The 22,964-nt window shown below is 52.3% G+C and carries 22 protein-coding genes; 5 read left to right on the top strand and 17 right to left on the bottom strand.

Going from position 1 to position 22,964, the window contains the following annotated elements; all coding sequences use genetic code 11:
- Nucleotides 1-14: 14 nt before the first annotated feature.
- Together dxs and yajO are read left to right on the top strand one after the other, a co-directional pair.
- On the top strand, nt 15-1,877 hold the full coding sequence (gene dxs / locus RGV86_RS18275) for a 1-deoxy-D-xylulose-5-phosphate synthase (protein ID WP_000006803.1): 1,863 nt from the start codon (nt 15-17) through the stop codon (nt 1,875-1,877).
- Nucleotides 1,878-1,931: 54 nt separating this feature from the next.
- Nucleotides 1,932-2,906: a 1-deoxyxylulose-5-phosphate synthase YajO gene (gene yajO, locus RGV86_RS18270; protein WP_001199803.1), complete on the top strand. Its 975-nt coding sequence runs from the start codon at nt 1,932-1,934 to the stop codon at nt 2,904-2,906.
- 82 nt (nt 2,907-2,988) lie between these two features.
- On the opposite strand, the gene pgpA is transcribed toward yajO, so the two are convergent.
- The 6 genes from pgpA to nrdR form a co-directional block, all read right to left on the bottom strand.
- The gene (gene pgpA, locus RGV86_RS18265) at nt 2,989-3,507 is read right to left on the bottom strand and encodes a phosphatidylglycerophosphatase A (protein WP_000154038.1); all 519 of its coding nucleotides are present in this window, start codon (nt 3,505-3,507) and stop codon (nt 2,989-2,991) included.
- Nucleotides 3,485-4,462 (bottom strand): thiamine-phosphate kinase, encoded by a 978-nt coding sequence (gene thiL / locus RGV86_RS18260; protein ID WP_137598236.1) that lies wholly within the window; start codon nt 4,460-4,462, stop codon nt 3,485-3,487. The genes pgpA and thiL overlap by 23 nt, the downstream gene beginning before the upstream one ends.
- Nucleotides 4,463-4,539: 77 nt before the next feature.
- Complete coding sequence (nusB, locus tag RGV86_RS18255; RefSeq protein ID WP_000801125.1) at nt 4,540-4,959, bottom strand: transcription antitermination factor NusB; 420 nt, start codon at nt 4,957-4,959, stop codon at nt 4,540-4,542.
- Nucleotides 4,960-4,978: 19 nt separating this feature from the next.
- Nucleotides 4,979-5,449, bottom strand: a complete 471-nt coding sequence (ribH, locus tag RGV86_RS18250) for a 6,7-dimethyl-8-ribityllumazine synthase (protein ID WP_001021161.1) — start codon at nt 5,447-5,449, stop codon at nt 4,979-4,981.
- 88 nt (nt 5,450-5,537) lie between these two features.
- The gene (ribD, locus tag RGV86_RS18245; protein ID WP_085460453.1) at nt 5,538-6,641 is read right to left on the bottom strand and encodes a bifunctional diaminohydroxyphosphoribosylaminopyrimidine deaminase/5-amino-6-(5-phosphoribosylamino)uracil reductase RibD; all 1,104 of its coding nucleotides are present in this window, start codon (nt 6,639-6,641) and stop codon (nt 5,538-5,540) included.
- 3 nt (nt 6,642-6,644) lie between these two features.
- Nucleotides 6,645-7,094, bottom strand: coding sequence for a transcriptional regulator NrdR (nrdR, locus tag RGV86_RS18240; protein WP_000543535.1), 450 nt, complete (start codon nt 7,092-7,094; stop codon nt 6,645-6,647).
- 150 nt (nt 7,095-7,244) lie between these two features.
- On the opposite strand from nrdR, the gene RGV86_RS18235 reads away from it, so the two are divergent.
- Nucleotides 7,245-7,784, top strand: coding sequence for a SadB/YajI family lipoprotein (locus RGV86_RS18235; RefSeq protein ID WP_001093513.1), 540 nt, complete (start codon nt 7,245-7,247; stop codon nt 7,782-7,784).
- 297 nt (nt 7,785-8,081) lie between these two features.
- Nucleotides 8,082-8,966, top strand: coding sequence for a nucleoside-specific channel-forming protein Tsx (tsx, locus tag RGV86_RS18230; protein ID WP_010344683.1), 885 nt, complete (start codon nt 8,082-8,084; stop codon nt 8,964-8,966).
- A gap of 37 nt (nt 8,967-9,003) precedes the next feature.
- Here tsx and yajD read toward each other — a convergent pair whose 3' ends face one another.
- The 6 genes from yajD to queA all read right to left on the bottom strand — a co-directional run bounded on the left by yajD (nt 9,004) and on the right by queA (nt 14,941).
- Nucleotides 9,004-9,351 (bottom strand): HNH nuclease YajD, encoded by a 348-nt coding sequence (yajD, locus tag RGV86_RS18225; protein ID WP_000974807.1) that lies wholly within the window; start codon nt 9,349-9,351, stop codon nt 9,004-9,006.
- Nucleotides 9,352-9,476: 125 nt separating this feature from the next.
- Nucleotides 9,477-10,448: a protein translocase subunit SecF gene (secF, locus tag RGV86_RS18220; RefSeq protein WP_000046637.1), complete on the bottom strand. Its 972-nt coding sequence runs from the start codon at nt 10,446-10,448 to the stop codon at nt 9,477-9,479.
- Between the two features lie 10 nt (nt 10,449-10,458).
- Nucleotides 10,459-12,306: a protein translocase subunit SecD gene (secD, locus tag RGV86_RS18215; RefSeq protein WP_000934830.1), complete on the bottom strand. Its 1,848-nt coding sequence runs from the start codon at nt 12,304-12,306 to the stop codon at nt 10,459-10,461.
- Between the two features lie 27 nt (nt 12,307-12,333).
- Nucleotides 12,334-12,666: a preprotein translocase subunit YajC gene (gene yajC / locus RGV86_RS18210; protein WP_000007629.1), complete on the bottom strand. Its 333-nt coding sequence runs from the start codon at nt 12,664-12,666 to the stop codon at nt 12,334-12,336.
- A gap of 22 nt (nt 12,667-12,688) precedes the next feature.
- Nucleotides 12,689-13,816, bottom strand: coding sequence for a tRNA guanosine(34) transglycosylase Tgt (gene tgt / locus RGV86_RS18205; protein ID WP_000667317.1), 1,128 nt, complete (start codon nt 13,814-13,816; stop codon nt 12,689-12,691).
- Nucleotides 13,817-13,870: 54 nt separating this feature from the next.
- Complete coding sequence (queA, locus tag RGV86_RS18200; RefSeq protein ID WP_001266486.1) at nt 13,871-14,941, bottom strand: tRNA preQ1(34) S-adenosylmethionine ribosyltransferase-isomerase QueA; 1,071 nt, start codon at nt 14,939-14,941, stop codon at nt 13,871-13,873.
- 92 nt (nt 14,942-15,033) lie between these two features.
- On the opposite strand from queA, the gene acpH reads away from it, so the two are divergent.
- Nucleotides 15,034-15,615: an ACP phosphodiesterase gene (gene acpH / locus RGV86_RS18195; protein ID WP_001009861.1), complete on the top strand. Its 582-nt coding sequence runs from the start codon at nt 15,034-15,036 to the stop codon at nt 15,613-15,615.
- A 4-nt stretch (nt 15,616-15,619) separates the two neighbouring features.
- On the opposite strand, the gene malZ is transcribed toward acpH, so the two are convergent.
- The 5 genes from malZ to phoB all read right to left on the bottom strand — a co-directional run bounded on the left by malZ (nt 15,620) and on the right by phoB (nt 22,809).
- Nucleotides 15,620-17,437, bottom strand: a complete 1,818-nt coding sequence (gene malZ, locus RGV86_RS18190) for a maltodextrin glucosidase (RefSeq protein WP_162536049.1) — start codon at nt 17,435-17,437, stop codon at nt 15,620-15,622.
- 153 nt (nt 17,438-17,590) lie between these two features.
- Nucleotides 17,591-18,964 (bottom strand): proline-specific permease ProY, encoded by a 1,374-nt coding sequence (gene proY / locus RGV86_RS18185; protein WP_010344685.1) that lies wholly within the window; start codon nt 18,962-18,964, stop codon nt 17,591-17,593.
- 76 nt (nt 18,965-19,040) lie between these two features.
- Entirely contained in the window at nt 19,041-20,360 is a 1,320-nt protein-coding gene (gene brnQ, locus RGV86_RS18180; RefSeq protein ID WP_000149639.1) for a branched-chain amino acid transporter carrier protein BrnQ, read from the bottom strand.
- Nucleotides 20,361-20,766: 406 nt separating this feature from the next.
- Nucleotides 20,767-22,062, bottom strand: coding sequence for a phosphate regulon sensor histidine kinase PhoR (phoR, locus tag RGV86_RS18175; RefSeq protein ID WP_000893608.1), 1,296 nt, complete (start codon nt 22,060-22,062; stop codon nt 20,767-20,769).
- A 57-nt stretch (nt 22,063-22,119) separates the two neighbouring features.
- A complete protein-coding gene (gene phoB / locus RGV86_RS18170; protein WP_000113933.1) occupies nt 22,120-22,809 on the bottom strand; it encodes a phosphate response regulator transcription factor PhoB in 690 nt (229 codons plus the stop codon).
- Nucleotides 22,810-22,964: the final 155 nt, after the last annotated feature.

The raw sequence follows: 22,964 nt of genomic DNA, 5'->3' as shown, positions 1-22,964 counted from the left end.
TTAATAGGCCCCTGATGAGTTTTGATATTGCCAAATACCCGACCCTGGCACTGGTCGACTCCACCCAGGAGTTACGACTGTTGCCAAAAGAGAGTTTACCGAAACTCTGCGACGAACTGCGCCGCTATTTACTCGACAGCGTGAGCCGTTCCAGCGGGCACTTCGCCTCCGGGCTGGGCACGGTCGAACTGACCGTGGCGCTGCACTATGTCTACAACACTCCTTTTGACCAATTGATTTGGGATGTGGGGCATCAGGCTTATCCGCATAAAATTTTGACCGGACGCCGCGACAAAATCGGCACCATCCGTCAGAAAGGCGGTCTGCATCCGTTCCCGTGGCGCGGCGAAAGCGAATATGACGTATTAAGCGTCGGGCATTCATCAACCTCCATCAGTGCCGGAATTGGTATTGCGGTTGCTGCTGAGAAAGAAGGCAAAAATCGCCGCACCGTCTGTGTCATTGGCGATGGCGCGATTACCGCTGGCATGGCGTTTGAAGCAATGAACCATGCGGGTGATATCCGTCCTGATATGCTGGTTGTCCTTAACGACAATGAAATGTCGATTTCCGAAAATGTCGGCGCGCTCAACAACCATCTGGCGCAGCTACTTTCTGGTAAGCTTTACTCTTCACTGCGCGAAGGCGGGAAAAAAGTTTTCTCTGGCGTTCCGCCAATTAAAGAACTGCTCAAACGTACCGAAGAACATATTAAAGGCATGGTGGTGCCTGGCACGTTGTTTGAAGAGCTGGGCTTTAACTACATCGGCCCGGTGGACGGTCACGATGTGCTGGGGCTTATCACTACGCTTAAGAACATGCGCGACCTGAAAGGCCCACAGTTCCTGCATATCATGACTAAAAAAGGTCGTGGTTATGAACCGGCAGAAAAAGACCCTATCACCTTCCACGCCGTGCCTAAATTTGATCCCTCCAGCGGTTGTTTGCCGAAAAGTAGCGGCGGTTTGCCGAGCTATTCAAAAATCTTTGGCGACTGGTTGTGCGAAACCGCAGCGAAAGACAACAAGCTGATGGCGATTACTCCGGCGATGCGTGAAGGTTCTGGCATGGTCGAATTCTCACGTAAATTCCCGGATCGCTATTTTGATGTGGCAATCGCTGAGCAACACGCAGTGACCTTTGCTGCGGGTCTGGCGATTGGGGGGTACAAACCAATCGTGGCGATCTACTCCACCTTCCTGCAACGCGCCTATGATCAGGTACTGCATGACGTGGCGATTCAAAAGCTACCGGTTCTGTTCGCCATCGACCGCGCGGGCATTGTTGGTGCTGACGGTCAAACCCATCAGGGCGCGTTTGATCTCTCTTACCTGCGCTGCATTCCGGAAATGGTCATTATGACCCCGAGCGATGAAAACGAATGTCGCCAAATGCTCCATACCGGCTATCACTATAACGAGGGGCCGTCAGCGGTGCGCTACCCGCGCGGCAATGCCGTCGGCGTGGAGCTGACGCCGCTGGAAAAACTGCCGATTGGCAAAGGCATCGTGAAGCGTCGTGGTGAAAAGCTAGCGATCCTCAACTTTGGTACGCTAATGCCAGAAGCGGCGAAAGTCGCCGAATCGCTGAACGCTACGCTGGTCGATATGCGTTTTGTGAAGCCGCTTGATGAAGCGTTAATTCTGGAAATGGCCGCCAGCCATGAGGCGCTGGTCACCGTTGAAGAAAACGCCATTATGGGCGGCGCGGGCAGTGGCGTGAACGAAGTGCTGATGGCTCATCGTAAACCGGTGCCGGTACTGAACATTGGCCTGCCGGACTTCTTTATTCCGCAAGGAACTCAGGAAGAAATGCGCGCCGAGCTCGGCCTCGATGCCGCCGGAATGGAAGCCAAAATCAAGGCCTGGCTGGCATAATCCCTACTCCACTCCTGCTATGCTTAAGAAATTATTCATGGCAGGAGTGGCAGCATGCAATACAACCCCTTAGGAAAAACCGACCTTCGCGTTTCCCGACTTTGCCTTGGCTGTATGACCTTTGGCGAGCCAGATCGCGGTAATCACGCATGGACACTGCCGGAAGAGAGCAGCCGTCCAATCATCAAACGTGCGCTGGAAGGCGGCATAAATTTCTTTGATACCGCCAACAGCTATTCTGACGGCAGCAGCGAAGAGATAGTCGGTCGCGCATTGCGGGATTTCGCCCGCCGTGAAGACGTGGTCGTTGCCACCAAAGTGTTCCATCGTGTCGGTGATTTGCCAGAAGGATTATCCCGCGCACAAATTTTGCGCTCTATTGACGACAGCCTGCGCCGTCTCGGCATGGATTATGTTGATATCCTGCAAATTCATCGCTGGGATTACAACACGCCGATCGAAGAGACGCTGGAAGCCCTGAACGACGTGGTAAAAGCCGGGAAAGCGCGTTATATCGGCGCGTCATCCATGCACGCCTCGCAGTTTGCTCAGGCTCTGGAGCTGCAAAAACAGCACGGCTGGGCGCAGTTTGTCAGTATGCAGGATCACTACAATCTGATTTATCGCGAAGAAGAACGCGAGATGCTGCCGCTATGTTATCAGGAGGGCGTCGCGGTGATCCCGTGGAGCCCGCTGGCGCGGGGACGTCTGACTCGTCCGTGGGGAGAAACCACCGCACGATTAGTTTCCGATGAAGTAGGAAAAAATCTCTACAACGAAAGCGACGAAAATGACGCGCAGATTGCAGAACGATTAACGGGCGTGAGTGAAGAATTGGGGGCTACGCGAGCACAAGTGGCGCTGGCGTGGCTATTGAGCAAACCGGGCATTGCCGCGCCGATTATCGGAACTTCGCGGGAAGAACAGCTTGATGAGTTGCTGAACGCGGTGGATATCACGCTAAAACCAGAGCAGATTGCCGAACTGGAAACGCCGTATAAACCCCATCCGATAGTAGGATTTAAATAGATATCCAGGCCTGATAAGGCGTTCACGTCGTATCAGGCATCGGTGCGCAACCGCCGGATGCGGCGTGAACGCCTTATTCGGCCTACGACAGAATACCCATCGGCCAGTGATGGCCGATAAAATAGAGTATTCCAGCGGAAATCACCCCAGCGACAATATCATCGATCATGATCCCCATGCCGCCATGCACATTGCGATCAAACCAGCGGATCGGCCACGGTTTCCACATATCCAGAATACGGAAAATCACAAACCCGGCGGCAACCCACTGCCAGTCATTGGTCGGCAGCGCCATCAGGGTGATCCACATGCCAATAAATTCGTCCCAGACGATACTGCCGTGATCGTGCACGCCCATATCTTTCGCCGTCTGATGGCAAAGATAGACACCGATACAGATCCCCAGCATCACCACCAGCGAATAGAGCTGCCAGGGCAAAAAGGTCATCAGATACCAGAACGGAATCGCCGCCAGCGAGCCCATCGTACCAGGGACAATCGGACTTAACCCACTCCCGAACCCCGTAGCCAATAAGTGCCACGGGTTACTCATTTTCAGGCGACTTTTCGCGACATCTTTATGGCGTGGCAAAATGGTCATATCCTTTCCAGTCTAACGTGACAGGTTCACCGTCACGAACAAAACAAAGCCCTTCGATATCGGCGGTCATTTGCCCGATACAGGTAAACGGTACGCCCAGGTGTCCGAGAGCCACATCCAGCGCGCCACGGTTCAGTTCCGGCACAGTGAAACACAACTCGTAATCTTCACCGCCAGAGAGCGCCCAACGCAGCGCCTGTTCCGGTTCGACATGACGTGAAAGTGCATCAGAGAATGGCAACAACGCCAGATCAATACGTGCGCCGCAGTCGCTGGCTTTCACGATATGGCCGAGGTCGGAGATCAGACCGTCAGAGAGATCGATGGCTGAACTCGCCAGATCGCGCAATGCCTGCCCCTGTAAAATACGCGGCGACGGACGGAGATGACGTTTGATTAAATACTCCGCATCTTTAGCATCGGCAACCTGCAAACGATTTTGCAAAATCGCCAGCCCGGCGGCGCTATCGCCCGGCGTACCGGTCACGTAAATCCAGTCGCCCGGCTTCGCACCAGAGCGCGTTAAGGCGCGTCCCATCGGAACAAAGCCGTGGATACCCAACGTCATTGATAATGGTCCACGCGTGGTATCGCCGCCAATGAGTTGCATATCGTAATAATTGAGAAGGTCAAACAAACTGTCGCTGAAAGATTCAAGCCACGCTTCGTCTACGTTCGGTAAAGTCAATGCCAGCGTCAACCAGGCCGGATCAGCGCCCATCGCCGCCAGATCGCTTAAGTTTACTGCCAGTGCTTTATACGCCAGATCCGCAGGATCGATATCAGGGAGGAAGTGGTTGCCCGCCACCAGCGTATCAGTACTGATCGCCAGGGTCTGTTTCTCGGGGATATTGAGAAGTGCACAATCGTCACCGATGCCAAGTTCGACATCAAGACGAGAGCTTCTTACACGGTCAAAATAACGGGCAATCAGGGAGAACTCGCCACATGCCATACGTTATGCCTCAGCAGGTAAAAAAGAAAAGGCCGGAGAGTACGGAAATGCTTTCCGTTACTCTGCCGGCCTGGATATCACTTTTTGTTAGGGCGAATCACTGGTGCTGCTTTATCGAGTACGCCGTTGACGAACTTATGGCTGTCTTCTGCGCCGAACGATTTCGCCAGTTCGATCGCTTCGTTAATGGCCACTTTATACGGCACATCGCTACGTTTAGACAGCTCGTACAGCGCAATGCGTAGTACTGCTTTTTCTACCTGGCCCAGCTCTTCCAGCAGGCGCGAAAGATATGGCTTCATCAGTCCGTCGAGGTATGCGGTGTTAGTCGCCACCCCGGCCAGTAGCTCACGGAAGTACAGGACGTCAACGTCTTTTACATCCTGTTCAGCCAGGAACTGGTATTCAACATCAGCGATGTCGTTCTGGGACAACTGCCAGGAGTAGAGCGCCTGGACGGCACACTCACGAGCGCGGCGACGAGCAGCAGGTTTCACGGATTTCCCCTTACTAATTTCAGGCCTTGATGGCTTTCAATACATTAATCATTTCAAGCGCGGTCAGTGCAGCTTCTGCACCTTTGTTACCAGCTTTGGTGCCAGCACGTTCGATCGCTTGTTCAATGCTTTCAGTGGTCAGAACCCCAAAAGCAACCGGAATTTCGCTGTCCTGGGCAACATGCGCCAGGCCGTTGCTTGCACCACCAGCGACGTATTCAAAGTGGGCAGTGCCACCACGAATAACCGTACCCAGCGCGATCACCGCATCGTATTTACCGGTTTTAGCCAGTGCACCAGCCGCCAGCGGCAGCTCATAGGCACCTGGCACCCAAACAACGGTAATGTTTTCATCTTTTACCTGACCAATACGTTTCAGTGCGTCAATCGCACCTTCCAGCAGGCTGTCATTGATAAAGTTGTTGAAACGCGCGATGGTGATGGCGACGCGAGCGTCCGGGGTAGCAACGTTAGCTTCAATAATGTTCATTTTCTTCCTTCGGGTTCGAGTATGGCCCCGCAGGGGGGCGGATTTTAGCATAATATTTCGTGCGCTGCTTCCCTTTCGAGCCGGGAGATCATGCACCCACTAAATGCAGGCAAACATCCGGGCCTACATGACGTATCTCTTTGAATTTAAATTGGGGGGCGTCAGCTAATTTCTCAAGCCCTGGCAGCGTACATAATCCACGGGCGTCGCTACCTAAAAGTTTAGGTGCGATATAGACAATCAGCTCATCGACTAAACCAGCCTGTAGCAGTGCGCCAGCGAGCGTTGGCCCCGCCTCTACCCACACACTATTAATTTGTTGCTTGCCCAGTTGCATCATCAGCACAACCAAATCCAGATGACCTTTATGTTCCGGGATCAGCAAAGTGCGCACTGTTTCCGGCCACTCGCGGGTGTCATCCTGCGTTCGGGCAAACCAGGTCTCGCCTGGCTGCTGCACGATGCGGTGTTCCGGCGTCACGCGATTCTGACTGTCAATGACGATGCGTACCGGCTGGCGGAGATTTTGTTGCGGATAGAGCGCCTGAGTTTGTTCATCCAGTTCAGACCAACGCGCCGTTAAGGCCGGATCGTCCGCCAGCACCGTGGCGCTACTGGTTAAAATGGCATGACTTTGCGCACGCAGACGTTGTACATCGCGCCGCGCCTGAGGCGAAGTGATCCACTGGCTCTCACCGCTCGCCATCGCCGTGCGACCATCAAGCGATGCGCCAAGTTTTAACTGGATATAAGGAAAGCCAGTGCGCATCCGCTTGAGAAAGCCTTTATTCAATTGCTCGGCTTCACTCATCATCAGCCCGTGGCTGACGTCAATGCCAGCCTGTTGCAGACGGTAAAGTCCACGTCCAGCAACCTGCGGGTTCGGATCCTGCATCGCAGCGACCACGCGCGCTACGCCAGCGGCGATGAGTGCGTCACAGCACGGCGGCGTTCGACCATGATGACTGCAAGGTTCGAGTGTGACATAGGCGGTTGCACCTTTGGCTTTTTCACCCGCCATACGCAACGCGTGTACTTCGGCATGTGGTTCACCCGCACGGTGATGGTAACCTTCGCCGACAATTTCACCATCTTTCACAATGACACACCCAACATTTGGGTTTGGGTGAGTAGTGAAACGTCCTCGTTGCGCCAGCTTTAGCGCCCGCGCCATGTAATACTCGTCCTGCACGGTTTAATCCTCCAGGCGCGCGATCTCTTCGCCAAATTCTTTGATATCTTCGAAACTGCGATAGACAGAGGCAAAACGGATATAGGCGACTTTATCGAGTTTTTTCAATTGTTCCATCACCAGATTGCCAATCATCTTGCTCGGCACTTCACGCTCACCGGTGGCACGTAGCTGTGACTTTATATGGTTGATCGCCATTTCGACGTCATCGGAACTTACCGGACGTTTTTCCAGCGCCCGCAGCATTCCGCTGCGCAATTTCTCTTCATTAAACGGTTCACGCACGTCGTTGCTTTTTACAACGCGCGGCATAACCAGTTCCGCCACCTCAAAAGTGGTGAAACGTTCATTACACACCAGACACTGCCGACGGCGGCGTACAGATGAACCCTCGCCTACGAGACGAGAGTCAATAACCTTAGTGTCCACGGCGAAACAGAATGGGCAATGCATACGGCGTCCTGACCAGGTGGTTAACAGAAACCTATTTTACCCTGAACTGACGATACAACAAAGGCGCAACGCTTTTGAGATAAAGGAGCGATGTTTTCGCTGCTTTTACGCTCTATTATTAAGCTAATTGCGACAAGAAAGGGACGACCTATGAACACTAAAGTTATTCGACTATTCCTGCTGGGAAGCCTGTTCAGCTTAAGCGCCTGCGTACAGCAAAGCGAAGTACGCCAGATGAAACAAAGCGTCAGCACGCTGAATAAAGAGATGACGCAGCTCAATAAAGAGACCGTCAAAATCACTCAGCAAAACAGGCTGAATGAAAAATCCAGCAGTGGGGTTTACCTTCTGCCGGGCTCGAAAACAGCCGCACGTCTGGAAAGCCAGATCGGCACCTTACGAATGTCGCTTATGGATATTGCGCCAAATGCAGAGGGCACTACGCTGACCTTACGGATTCAGGGCGAATCCAATGACCCTTTACCCGCATTCAGCGGAACCGTTGAATATGGACAAATTCAGGGAACAATAGATAACTTTCAGGAAATCAATGTGCAGAATCAATTGATTAATGCACCAGCAAGTCTCCTCGCGCCCAGCGATGTTGACATCCCACTACAGTTAAATGGCATCACGCCTGAACAATTAGGCTTTGTACGCATTCACGACATTCAGCCTGTTATGCAATAAACGTTTGGCGGGGTGTTTTGTGCGTCCCGCAACATCTTCCCCTATTATTTTGTTACTCCGCTTACATCACCCGGATTGATAGTAAAAGTTTGCAACAAGGGTGAAAGTCAGTACAATCCCCGCCCGAATATGTGTAAACGTGAACGCAATCGATTACGTAAATGATAGAACTGTGAAACGAAACATATTTTTGTGAGCAATGATTTTTATAATAGGCTCCTCTGTATACGTAATATTTAGAAACGCAATTTGCGCCTTTTTCACTCCCGCAAGGGATTTTCAAACAGTGGCATACATATGAAAAAAACATTACTGGCAGCCGGCGCGGTACTGGCGCTCTCTTCGTCTTTTACTGTCAACGCAGCTGAAAACGACAAACCGCAGTATCTCTCCGACTGGTGGCACCAGAGCGTTAACGTCGTAGGAAGTTATCACACCCGTTTCGGACCGCAGATCCGCAACGATACCTACCTGGAGTACGAAGCATTCGCTAAAAAAGACTGGTTCGACTTTTATGGTTATGCGGATGCGCCGGTATTCTTCGGCGGTAACTCCGATGCAAAAGGTATCTGGAACCACGGTTCTCCGCTGTTTATGGAAATCGAACCGCGTTTCTCCATCGACAAGCTGACCAATACTGACCTTAGCTTCGGTCCGTTCAAAGAGTGGTACTTCGCGAACAACTACATTTACGACATGGGTCGTAATAAAGATGGTCGCCAGAGCACCTGGTACATGGGTCTGGGTACGGACATCGACACTGGCCTGCCGATGAGCCTGTCCTTGAACGTGTATGCGAAATACCAGTGGCAGAACTACGGTGCAGCGAACGAAAACGAGTGGGACGGTTACCGTTTCAAAGTTAAATACTTTGTGCCGATTACCGATCTGTGGGGCGGTCAGTTAAGCTACATCGGTTTCACCAACTTTGACTGGGGTTCCGATCTGGGTGATGACAGCGGTAACGCAATCAACGGTATTAAGACGCGTACCAATAACTCTATCGCTTCCAGCCATATTCTGGCTCTGAACTATGATCACTGGCACTACTCTGTCGTTGCTCGTTACTGGCACGACGGTGGTCAGTGGAACGACGATGCAGAGCTGAACTTCGGTAACGGCAACTTCAACGTTCGCTCTACCGGTTGGGGTGGTTACCTGGTGGTAGGTTACAACTTCTAATAGTTGAAATGCCGGATGCAACATCCGGCATTTTTTATCACTTCTTCTTATTCATCATCGCTTTTAAATCAGCGAAAGGGTTGTATTTCGCTTCACCGACATCTTTCTGCGCATCTTCCCCTGCGATAACCGTCGTACCATACTGATCCGCTTCGGTATATTTCGAATGCTCATGATCGTGGCAATACAGACACAACAATTCCCAGTTACTACCATCTTCCGGGTTATTGGTATGGTCATGATCAATGTGGTGAACGGTAAGCTCACGCAGGTTGGAGTAAACAAACTCACGGGAGCAACGTCCGCACACCCACGGATAGAGTTTCAGCGCCTTTTCGCGATAACCGTTTTCTAACCGCGCATAGTTTTTTGGGATGATAGCCATGAAAAGTTACCTGGATAAAATGTAGGGTTACGCGCAGTTTCCCAAGATGGGGTGATTTTCGCAATCACCTCATATAAAAAATCCCGATCTTCTGACCGGGATTTTCAACATCAACTGAAACTTGATTAAGGCAGAATTGACGGCTGATCCGCCCCTTCTTTTTCCACTTTCTGCTGCAGCATGTGCTCACGCTTCATGCCCAGTTTCAGAGCCAGCGCCGATGCAACATAGATGGAAGATGCCGTACCGATGGAAACACCGATAAGCATAGTCAGCGAGAAGCCTTCCAGCACCGGACCACCGAAGAGATACAGCATCAGGATAACCATCAAGGTAGTACCGGATGTGATCAAGGTACGGTGCAGCGTCTGGGTCAAGGACACGTTAAAGATTTCGTAAGGTGTACCGCGACGGATCTTGCGGAAGTTTTCACGAATACGGTCCGATACCACGATACTGTCGTTAAGCGAGTAACCGATGACCGACATCAGCGATGCCACAATGGTCAGGTCAATCTCGATATGGAATAACGACAAAATACCCAGCGTAATGATAACGTCGTGCGCCAGCGCGATAACGACCCCTGCCGCCAGTCGCCACTCGAAGCGGAAACCTACGTACACAAGGATAGACAGCAGCGCCGCCATCAACGCCATTGCGCCGGTTTGTGCAAGGTCTGCACCCACGCTCGGACCGACGAACTCAATACGCTTCACTGCTGCATTCTGATTGGTGGATTCGTTAATCACCTTCAGAACCTGGCTGCCCAGCACCTGACCGCCGGTTTCGCCTTCAGCAGGCGGCATACGGACCATGATGTCGTGGCTGCTACCAAAGTTTTGCAGCATCGGCTCTTCAAAACCGGCTTTTTGCAATGCATCACGCATTACGTCAATTTCAGCCGGCTTTTCGAGCGTAATTTCAATAACTGTACCACCGGTGAAATCCAGCCCCCAGTTAAAGCCGCGCACGCCCATAATGACGATAGCGGCGATTAACAGCAGACCAGAGATGCCAAAAGCCCAGTAGTCCCAGCGCATAAAGTCATAGACTTTACGGCCGTGGTTTAGTTGTTCAACAGTATATTCCTGTGCCACATCGCACTCCTCAGATTGACAGCTTCTTGACGCGCTTGCCGCCATATAGCAGGTTTACGATGGCACGCGTACCAACAATCGCGGTAAACATCGACGTTGCCACACCGATACCGGTAGTAATCGCGAACCCTTTAATTGCCCCGGTTCCCACTGCGTACAGGATGATGACTTTAATCAGCGTGGTGATGTTCGCATCAAAGATGGAACTGAATGCACCGCGATAACCTTCATCAATTGCCTGCTGAACAGTACGCCCGTTGCTCAACTCTTCTTTAATACGTTCGTTGATCAGTACGTTCGCATCGACCGCCACCGCAAGGGTTAAGACGATACCCGCGATACCTGGCATACTCAGCGTTGCGCCTGGCAACAGTGACATAATACCGACGATCAAGATCAGGTTGGCAACCAGAGCACTGGTCGCAATCAGACCAAACTTCTTATAGAAGAGGATCATGAACAGAATAGAAACCAGCAGGCCAGCCAGACACGCTTCCAGCCCCTGTTCAATGTTCTGCATACCCAGAGTCGGGCCAATGGTACGTTCTTCAACAATCTGAATTGGCGCGATCAATGCACCAGCACGCAGCAACAGTGACAGCTGGCGGGCTTCGTTCGGGTTGTTGATGCCGGTGATACGGAAGCTATTGCCCAGACGAGACTGGATATTAGCGATGTTAATCACCTCTTCCTGTTTCACCAGTACCGCACGACCGTTTGCATCTTTCTTACCGCTGTCTTTGTACTCCACAAACAGGGTCGCCATCGGTTTACCGATGTTGTCCTTCGTGAAGTTAGACATGATGTTGCCACCTGCGCTGTCGAGCGAGATGTTAACCTGCGGTTGGTTGTATTCGTCCTGGCTGGAAGTGGAGTCGGTGATATGGTCACCGGTCAGGATCACGCGTTTGTACAGCACAACCGGCTGACCTTCGCGGGTCTGTTTCACTTCAGAGTCACCCGGTACGCGGCCAGACGCGGCAGCGGCCTGGTCAACGTTGGTGTTTACCAGACGGAATTCCAGCGTTGCCGTCGCGCCCAGAATCTCTTTCGCGCGAGCGGTATCCTGGATACCTGGCAGTTCAACAACGATACGGTCTGCGCCCTGGCGCTGTACCACAGGCTCAGCAACACCAAGCTGGTTTACACGGTTACGCAGAATGTTGATGTTCTGCTGCACCGCATATTCACGCGCTTCGCTCAGACGTGCGTCGCTCATTACCGCACGCAGCTGGTTGCTGCCCTGGCTGCTAATCACCAGATCAGGATGACGCTTGCTCAGATACGCAATGGCTTCATCACGCGCATTAGAGTCACGGAAGGTGATGCTCAGGCCGTAGTTGTTTTCTTTACGAACGGTGGTATATGGGATGCCTTTTTCACGCAGGTCGCTGCGCAGGCTATCGATATTTTGTTCCTGGAGCTTGCCAAGCGCGGTGTCCATATCCACTTCCATCAGGAAGTGAACGCCGCCACGCAGGTCAAGACCGAGCTTCATCGGCTCAGCGTGAATAGCTGCCAGCCAGCGCGGCGTTGCCGGGGCAAGGTTAAGCGCCACGACGTATTTGTCACCCATAACGCCCATTAATGCTTCACGAGCGCGCAGTTGGGTGTCAGTGGAGTCGAAGCGCGCAAGAATAGCGCCCTCTTCCAGTGCCACAGACTTAGCAGTTATTTTTTCTTCTTGTAACGTTTTCTGGACCTGGATCAGCGTTTGCTCACTGGCGGCGACTCCGCGCGCACCAGTGATCTGAACAGCCGGATCCTCACCAAACAGGTTGGGAAGCGCATACAGCAGACCGATGACAATCACCACGATCAGCATGACGTACTTCCACAAAGGATAACGGTTTAACACGGCAATTCCCTTAGGGAAAAATTTGAATTACAGCGCCTTCATGGTGCCTTTCGGCAGAACGGCAGCTACGAAGTCACGTTTAATAACTACTTCAGTGGTGTCATTCAGCGCGATAGCAATGTAGCCGTTTTCCGCTACTTTGGTTACGCGACCAACCAGGCCACCGTTCGTCAGAACTTCATCACCTTTAGCAATGGAGTCCATCAGCTTTTTGTGTTCTTTGGTGCGCTTCTGCTGTGGGCGCAGGATCATGAAATAGAAAATCAGACCGAATACCACCAGCATCAAAATCAAAGACATCGGGCTACCTTGTGCCGGAGCACCCGTTGCCGCTACCGCATCAGAAATAAAAAAGCTCATTAAATTTCCCTCATTATTAATATTAATCAACGTTCAAAGGTGGTACTTCTCGCCCCTGACGCTGGTAAAAATCAGCTACGAAGCTCTCTAATTTACCCTCTTCAATAGCCTTGCGTAAACCCGCCATCAAACGCTGGTAGTAACGAAGGTTATGAATGGTGTTGAGTCGCGCGCCTAATATTTCGTTGCAACGGTCGAGATGATGCAAGTAGGCACGTGAATAATTGCGACAGGTGTAGCAATCACACTCAGGATCGAGCGGCCCTGTGTCGCTCTTATACTTCGCATTGCGGATTTTCACCACGCCATCGGTCACGAACAGATGACCGTTACGCGCATTACGTGTTGGCATTACGCAGTCAAACATATCGATACCGCGACGCACGCCTTCAACCAGATCTTCCGGTTTACCCACGCCCATCAGGTAACGCGGTTTGTCTGCCGGAATTTGCGGGCATACATGCTCCAGAATACGGTGCATATCTGCTTTCGGCTCACCCACAGCCAGACCGCCGACAGCGTAGCCATCAAAACCGATATCTACCAGACCTTTAACAGAAATATCACGTAAATCTTCGTAAACGCTGCCCTGAATGATACCAAACAGCGCATTTTTGTTTCCGAGACTGTCAAAACGCTCACGGCTACGCTTCGCCCAACGCAGAGACATCTCCATCGAACGTTTTGCGTAATCCCAGTCAGCAGGATACGGCGTACACTCGTCAAAAATCATGACGATATCTGAACCAAGATCATACTGAATCTCCATCGATTTTTCAGGATCGAGGAAAATCGGATCGCCGTTGATCGGGTTACGGAAGTGTACGCCCTGTTCGGTGATTTTACGGATATCGCCAAGGCTGAAGACCTGGAAACCACCGGAATCGGTGAGGATTGGGCCTTTCCATTGCATGAAATCGTGCAGATCGCCATGCAGCTTCATGATTTCCTGACCTGGGCGCAACCACAGGTGAAAGGTGTTACCAAGGATAATCTGTGCGCCGGTCGCTTCAACTTCTTCCGGCGTCATCCCTTTTACGGTGCCGTAGGTGCCAACAGGCATAAAACAAGGCGTTTCCACTACGCCACGATCGAAAACCAGGCGACCACGGCGTGCGCGACCGTCGGTGGTATCCAGTTCAAATTTCATTTTTTCTCCACTACGTCAGAAAAACAGTCCAACGTTTAAACCAGCGCCGCAGAATTACTCCCCGACGCGCTCATTAATTGCCTGCGGATTGTACGTGATAAACATCGCATCACCGTAACTAAAAAAGCGATATTTCTCTTCTACCGCCGCTTTATAGGCGTTCATCGTGTGTTGATAACCGGCAAATGCCGAAACCAGCATAATCAGCGTCGACTCTGGCAGGTGGAAGTTAGTCACCAGCGCATCGACCACTTTGTACTGGAAGCCCGGATAGATAAAGATTTGGGTATCGTCAAAGAACGGTTCGATGAGATCGTTTTTCGCCGCCTGCGCTGCGCTCTCCAGAGAGCGTACAGAGGTTGTGCCAACCGCAATCACCCGATTTCCGCGCGCTTTCGCTGCCAGCACCGCATCAACCACCTCCTGCGGCACTTCAGCGTATTCCGAGTGCATGATGTGATCTTCAATAGTGTCGACGCGCACCGGCTGGAAAGTACCCGCGCCAACGTGCAAGGTCACAAATGCCATCTCCACGCCTTTGGCACGCAATTTTTCAAGCAAAGGTTCGTCAAAATGCAGTCCGGCGGTCGGCGCGGCTACCGCGCCCGGTTTTTCGCTATAAACCGTTTGATAAAGTTCGCGATCGGCATCTTCGTCCGGACGGTCGATGTATGGCGGCAATGGCATATGACCGATGCTGTTGAGAATATCCAACACCGAACGCTCATCATTAAATTCGACTTCAAACAATGCGCCGTGGCGGGCTGTCATTGTTGCTTTAATGCTTTCGTCATCGCCCAGCAGAAGTTCAGCGCCCGGCTTTGGTGCTTTCGAAGCGCGAATATGCGCAAGAATGCGTTTGTCGTCGAGCATCCGCTCAACCAGCACTTCAATCTTGCCACCGCTGGCTTTACGCCCAAACAGGCGCGCCGGGATCACGCGGGTATTGTTAAAAACCAGAAGATCGCCGGGGTTGAGCTTATCGAGTAAATCGGTGAAAGTACCGTGCGTCAGCGCGCCCGTTGGCCCGTCCAGCGACAGTAAACGACAGCTACTGCGTTCAGGCATGGGATAGTGGGCAATCAGGGATTCGGGCAATTCAAAGGAGAAATCGGTAACGCGCATGACACTGACTCAGACTAAAATAAGAGGCGGGTAGTCTAGTGCCGGGGCGCTCTCCCTGCAACCTTTACCCCCCTTTGGATAGAATATAATCGATGAATTTTTTAGCTCACCTGCATTTAGCTCACCTGGCGGAAAGCTCGCTTTCCGGCAATTTACTGGCAGATTTCGTTCGCGGAAACCCCGATGAAATTTATCCACCCGACGTCGTGGCTGGTATTCATATGCATCGGCGAATCGACGTATTAACCGACAACCTGCCGGAAGTCCGCGAAGCGCGGGAGTGGTTTCGTAGTGAAACCCGCCGGGTTGCGCCTATCACGCTGGATGTCATGTGGGATCATTTTCTTTCCCGCCACTGGTCGCAGCTGTCACCCAATTTTCCGCTAGAGGAATTTGTCTGTTATGCCCGCGAACAAGTGATCACTATTCTGCCGGACTCACCGCCACGCTTTATCAATCTGAACAACTACTTATGGTCAGAGCAGTGGCTGGTGCGCTATCGCGATATGGATTTCATCCAGAGCGTGTTAAACGGTATGGCTAGCCGTCGCCCACGCCTGGATGCCCTGCGTGACTCCTGGTACGATTTAGACGCCCATTACGATGCCCTTGAAACCCGCTTCTGGCAGTTTTATCCCCGGATGATGGCGCAGGCGTCGCGCAAGGCGTTATAAGACGTTAATTCATCCACACCGTCGCCGATATCGCAGGCAATGTCAAAATGCCATCCGCCAGTTGCCCGTGACCTTCTTTACGTTGCCATTGCGCGACATTAAGCAACGGCGATGCGGGCAGCACTACTTCACAGGCGTCGCCACGGTTGATCGCCACCAGCACATGCTGCTGATTTAGCACGCGCACAAACACCACCACGTTATCTTCCGCGTACAGCACCTGACAGCCACCGCGACGCAGTGCCTGACTCTTCTTACGCAGCGCAATCATTCGCTGGTACAGCGAAAATAGCTCAGCATCTTGTTTTTCCGGCTGCCACGGGAATGGCTTACGGCAAAATGGATCGTTATTGCCATCCAGCCCCACTTCATCACCGTAATAAATACAGGGCACGCCAGGCCAGGTGAGCAGCCAGACCACCGCCAGCGGCAGGCGCGCAACATCCCGACCGAGCAAGGTTTTAAATCGCGCAGTATCGTGGCTATCGAGCTGATTAAACATACGCAATTGCTGTTGATGAGAAAGGCCGGCGCGGTAATTATCCATCCAGGCCATACAGGTTTGGGCATCAATCTGCTGCGGATCGTAAGAGATGTCGGTATTGGCGAGAAATCCCCACAACGGGAATGTGAAGCCGCGATAGTTCATGGCAGCATCTTCCACATCTGCCTGTAGCCATTGTCGTGCATCGCCAAAATGCTCGCCAACAATATAGGCTTCCGGCAGGGTTTCTTTCGCCGCTTCGGTGATCCCGGCGACGTGCTGCAAATTATTACGCGCACCGCCCGCTTCCCCCAGCATATGCACCACATCCAGCCGCCAACCGTCCATATTCCACGGTGCTTTCAGCCAGTGGCGGACAATGCTGTCTTCGCCGCGATAAATTTCATTCACCAGACTTTCCGATTGATAATCCAGCTTCGGCAGGCTGGCATAGCCCAGCCAGTCGAGCGCCGTGCCATCATCGCTAAACGAGTACCAGTCACGCCAGGGCGATTCGGGGTTGTGACAAGCACCCCCCGTCCCGCGATTGTGCCTGTCAAACCAGGCATGGGAATCACCACTGTGGTTAAACACACCGTCCAGTACCAGCCGCATTCCCTGTTGCTGTGTATTGTGGCGTAAGCGCAGCAATGCCCCGTCGCCGCCAAACTGCGGGTCAACGTGGCGATAATCTTCGGTATCGTATTTATGCACGCTGGGAGCTTTGAACACCGGATTGAGATACAGCGCCGTCACGCCGAGTTTTTTCAGATACGGCAGTTTTTCGCTGATACCGTCCAGATCTCCGCCATAGAACGTTGATCCACCCGCCTGCGCCGTAACCGGCTCATTCCAGTCACGCAATATGATCTCTTGTCCGGCTGCGTGATGGTAATAGACATGATCCTGCCCGGCTTCGCGTGGCAAGCTACGGGCAAAACGATCCGGGAAGATCTGATAAAAAATCTGGTCTACGACCCATTGTGGCCCAATATCTGGTACATCAACAGCAAACTGTTCCAGCCGCGCTGGCGGTATTTGGCTAAGACCTTGCGGCGAAAACCATCGCTGGCGATCGTGCCACAGCAATTTGAAGCTATAGCGCCGCCGAGGTTGTCCGGTGGAGAGATCGACAGCCGCCCGCCATGCCGTTACGCCCGGCTGTGGCTGACTGCGCAGTTTGTACATCGGTACTGACGTTTCTTCGTTATCGTTTTCCGTGCGCAGCATAATGCGCTGCGGCGGTTCTTCACCCGTCAACCACAGTGTAATAAGCAGTTGATCTTTGCTTTGCTTAACAAATGGGGGCACCGGCAGGTGCCATGTATTCAACATTATAATTCCCCTGTGATGAAAATCTGATCACATTGCCATAGCCTACTGCAGGATCACTCATCGTCTGAAGGATATTTGGGGGAGGAGGTCGGGGGCGGATAACTTTCGGAATAACCGGTTCAGGCTCTACCCTGAACCGGCTTACAAACGTGGGAATTAGTGGTTTTCAGCCAACTGGCGGTCATGGCGGCGTTTAAACATCCAGCCAATCAACAGCAGAACAATCCACGCGAAACCAACGTACAGAGAGATTCGCGTTTCAGGGTGATAACCGATCAGTCCGATGATAAAGACCAGGAAAATCAGCCCCGCGATAGTCGTTGCCACCCCGCCAGGTACTTTGAATTTCAGCGCCTTAACTTCTTCCGGCGGTAGGCGGCGACGGAAGGCAATCTGCGACAACAAAATCATAATCCACACCCACACCGTGGCAAAGGTTGCCAGCGAAGCGATCACCAGGAAGACGTTTTCCGGCATGATGTAGTTCAGATACACCGCAAACAGTAGCGCAGTGGTCATCACCAGCACAGTTACCCATGGAATACCGCGACGCGAGGTTTTACTGAAGATTTTCGGTGCGCTGCCCTGCTCTGCCATGCCGTGCAACATACGACCTACGCCAAACACGTCACTGTTAATTGCCGACAGCGAAGCGGTCAGCACAACAAAGTTAAGAATGCTGGCGGCAAAGGTAATCCCCATATGCTGGAACGTCAGCACGAACGGGCTACCGGCAGTGCCAACCTGATTCCAAGGGTAAATAGACATAATGACGAACAGCGTACCGACATAGAACACCAGAATACGCATCGGCACTGAGTTAATCGCGCGCGGAATGGATTTCTCTGGCTCTTTCGCTTCCCCGGCGGTAATCCCGATAATTTCGATCCCACCATAGGCAAACATCACCATTTGTAACGACATCACCATGCCAAGCCAGCCGTTACTGAAGAAGCCACCGTTGCTCCACAGGTTATGGATACCCGTCGGTTGCCCGCCGTTGCCAATCCCCCAGATGATGATACCGAAACCGGCGACAATCATGATGATAATGGTGGCAACTTTAAAGAACGAGAACCAGAACTCCAGCTCGCCGAACACTTTCACGCTCATCAGGTTGATGGCGCAAATGATTAACACCACACTCAGCACCCAAATCCAGTGTGGTACTGTCGGGAACCAGACGCCCATATAGATACCGAAAGCGGTCACATCGGCAATGGCGACAATAAGGATTTCAAAGCAGTAGGTCCAGCCGGTGATATAACCTGCCAGCGGCCCCAGGTTTTCCTGCGCATAACGCGAGAAAGAGCTGGCAGCCGGGTTATGTACCGACATTTCCCCCAGCGCACGCATAATGATATATGCCGCGACACCACCAATAATATAGGCCAACAACACGCTCGGACCGGCCATTTTGATGGCGTCTGCCGAACCGTAAAACAGCCCGGTGCCGATTGCTGACCCCAGTGCCATAAAGCGTATGTGTCGGGTACTTAGCCCACGCTTTAGCTTGTTCTTACTTTCCATCAATTCCTAACCCATCAACACAATAAAAAAACCACGGGGCATCGCAGCCCCGTGGTTAAAACAAATTATCAGTGATTTAGTGGGCGCTGGAGGTCACCTGACGACCTGCCGCGCGATCCCAGATAATGGCCAGAACCACCATCACCACTGTTGGCATTAACCACGCCAGACCTTGTTCGGCCAGCGGTAAACGCTGCGCCCAGGACGGTAAGATATCGCTGAATGCAGATGCTTTGATCCCGTCGAGAATACCAAAAAGCAGGCTGATAAACATCGGCGGAGCAATCACGCGGGACGAATTATGCCACCATGAGCGTGTAAAACTTAATACAACCAGTGCGATACACGGCGGATAAATGGCGGTCAGCACCGGCACAGAGATCTGAATCAACTGACTCAAACCAAGGTTAGACACCACCATCGAGAAGCCGCCGAGGATAAACACCAGCGTACGGTAAGAGAGCGGTACGTACTGGGCGAAAAATTCTGCACAAGCACAGGTCAGGCCAACTGCCGTTACCAGGCAAGCGATGAAGATTAACGCCGCCAGCAGGAAGCTACCGCCGCCGCCAAAGGTGTGTTGAACATAAGCGTGCAGAATAGCCGCACCGTTTGCTGACTGATCAACCAGCGACGCACTATCTGACCCCAGACGGAACAGCGCCAGGTAAAGCAGAGTCAGACCGACACCCGCCATCAGGCCAGCCCAGACGGTATAACGGGTCAGCAGACGCGCTTCGGTAACGCCACGAGAACGCGCCGCGTTAACAATAACGATACCAAACACCATTGCGCCCAGCGTATCCATTGTCAGATAGCCGTTGACGAAGCCGTTAGAAAACGCAGCGTTTTGATAAGCCTCAGTCGCCGTGCTGATAGAACCCGCAGGCCAGACAATCGCGGCGACAGACAGGATGACCAGCGCGATAATTTTCAGCGGCGCAAGGAAGTTGCCCACGGTATCCAGCAGCTTGCCCGGATAGAGCGAAACCAGAATAACGATAGCGAAATAGACCAGGCTGTAGATAAACAGCGGCAGCGCGGAGTCACCCGTCAGCGGCGCAATCCCCACTTCAAAGGAGACGGTGGCTGTACGCGGCGTGGCGAACAGCGGCCCCACAGCCAGGTAGCAAACCGTTGCCAGCAGTACGCCAGCGACTTTACCGATTGGCGTGCTCAGGCTGTCAACACCGCCACCAACTTTCGCCAGCGCCACTACCGTTAATACCGGCAGACCAACGGCAGTAATGAGGAAGCCGAATGCCGCAGTCCAGACGTGTTCGCCTGCCTGCAAGCCGACCATTGGAGGGAAAATAATGTTACCTGCGCCGACGAACAACGCAAATGTCATAAAGCCCAGAGCGATGATATCGCGCGATCTTAATTGATGGGTCATAAATCATACTGCCTGTGGATGTGGTGTTGTAACGTTAAATTTTTGTGCCAATCCCTGGGGATGATACAGCGGTATATTTAAACAATTTTAGCGGGAAATACTCCCAACCAGGCGCGGCGAAGAATAGTTTTTCGATTTACCGCGTGAATGCAGTCAGTATGACAGCACCTGAAGCGCAATTTAAACGCTTATAACGTTTTAAAGCAAGAAGGGATCTAAAAACCAGAGGGATATAACGATAAGAAATCACCAACCAGTATAAAACACTATTTCCGTGAAAAAGATATGGCTTATCATGCGAACAAAAAATCACCAGCCGGTGTAAAGTTCAGCGTCCATTTTTTGACTGCAAAGAAAAAAAGCCAGCATCGGCTGGCTTATGGCAACAAAAAATGACAAAGGCAGATTAATTGCTGTTTTTGGCAATTAAACGTTCCGGCAGAACAAAACTGAAACGCGTACCTTTGCCCACCGTACTGTCAATATTCAGGCGGCTTTCGTGGTGATTTACCGCATGTTTAACAATTGCTAACCCCAGTCCGCTACCGCCTGTTTGTCGGGAACGCGCTTTGTCTACACGATAAAAACGCTCGGTCAGGCGCGGAATATGCTCCGGTGCGATGCCCGGCCCATTATCTTCAACGCTAAATTCGGCACCGTGCGGCACTCGCTGCCAGCGTACCGTGATATGCGTGCCTTCTGGCGTGTGATTCACGGCGTTATAGACCAGGTTCGAAATCGCACTGCGTAGCTGATCTTCATTGCCAGACACTTTGAGGTCGTTATCTATTTCAAAGGTAAATGTCTGTTTTTTCTGGCTCAGAGTCTGAGCTTCGCGCTCAACAACGCGCAGCATCATCGGCACATCAACCTTTTCATTGAGCAACTGCGTCGGTGCGGCTTCGATTTTCGACAGTGTCAGTAACTGCTTCACCAGCCCTTCCATCCGCTGAGTCTGCTCGCGCATGGTGTGCAACGCTTTTTCGCGAACCGCGCCTTCCAGCGGTTGCTCATCCATCATCTCCAGGTAACCCTGTAACACCGTCAACGGCGTGCGTAACTCATGGCTTACGTTGGCAAAAAAGTTACGCCGCGCCCCTTCCAGTTGATGCATTTGCGTGACATCACGCGCCACCATCAGCAACTGTTTATGGGTATAAGGCATGACGCGAATTTCCAGATGCCGCCCGGTGTTGAGCACCAGATTGAGCGGGCGAGAAAAATCACGCGTTTTCAGATATTGCGTAAACTCCGGGTAACGCAGCAGGTTAAGGATGTTCTGCCCGTTATCTTCCGGCCAGCGCAGGCCAAGAATCTGTTGCGCCAGTCCGTTACACCAGAAAATACCGCCCTCTTCCGTGGTCAGCACCACCGCATCGGGCAGCGACTCCGCGCCACTACGAAAGCGTTTAATCAGATTGCCCAGCTCGCGGCGGCGTTTTTTATTTCGCAGCTGCATCTGGTGTAAGCCATATAGTAGCGGTTCCCAGCTACCACGCCCCGGTGGCGGCGTCATACTGCGATCAACCCACAGCCACCATGAAAGGCGCAATAAATTCCAGAAATGCCAGATAAGCAGTCCTGTTACCGATGCCAGCAAAAACCAGGGCAGGTAACCAAAAAATGCACCCAGGATGAAAGCCGGGAGGCAGCAAAGTAGCAGCTCCAGCACCAGCCTTTTCCACGACAGCCGTTCCAGCACGTAAGATACTCCAGTTATGAAATCATAAGCCCTGCTCTGCGTCCGATGAGCAAGGCGTTAAAAGCGGGTTGAAAAACGATATCCTGTACCGCGCACGGTCTGCACCATGCGGTCATGCCCGCCGGGCTCCAGTGCTTTACGCAGGCGACGAATGTGGACATCGACCGTGCGGTCTTCTACATACACGTTGGTTCCCCAGACGTGGTTTAATAGCTGCTCGCGGCTGTACACGCGCTCAGGATGCGTCATAAAAAAGTGCAGCAATTTAAATTCTGTCGGCCCCATCTCCAGCGGCTCTTCGCCCGCCATCACCCGGTGAGATGTCGGATCCAGACTTAGCCCCTGCATCTCGATCACCTCTTCCACCGCCATTGGCGAAATACGGCGCATTACCGCTTTGATTCGCGCCACCAGCTCCTTCGGCGAAAACGGCTTGGTGATATAGTCGTCCGCACCGGTTTCAAGACCACGCACGCGATCTTCTTCTTCCCCTCTGGCGGTCAACATCACCACTGGAATATCCCGGGTCATCGACTCGCGCTTAAGGTGTTTGATGAACTGGATACCCGAGCCGCCGGGTAACATCCAGTCGAGGAGAATCAAATCCGGCCAGGGTTCATTCAGTTGATTCACAGCACTGTCATAATCTTCCGCTTCGACCGGCTGAAAGCCATTTTGTTCGAGCACGAAGCAGACCATTTCGCGAATTGGAGCTTCATCTTCTACGACCAGAATACGTCTCGCCATGATTTGCCCTGTTGTAATAAATAGGTTGCGATCATTAATGCGACGCCATTATGCGTCAGATTTATGACAGATTTATGAAAAGCACGTCGCACATATCTTCAGGTTATTGATTTACGTGGCGCAGAAAAAAGCAAATGACACATCTGTTTGGGTAT

The organism is Escherichia ruysiae, from assembly GCF_031323975.1.
Classification (GTDB): domain Bacteria; phylum Pseudomonadota; class Gammaproteobacteria; order Enterobacterales; family Enterobacteriaceae; genus Escherichia; species Escherichia ruysiae.
The sequence above is the reverse complement of the archived record's forward strand: the minus strand, read 5'-3'. Positions and strand labels throughout refer to the sequence as shown.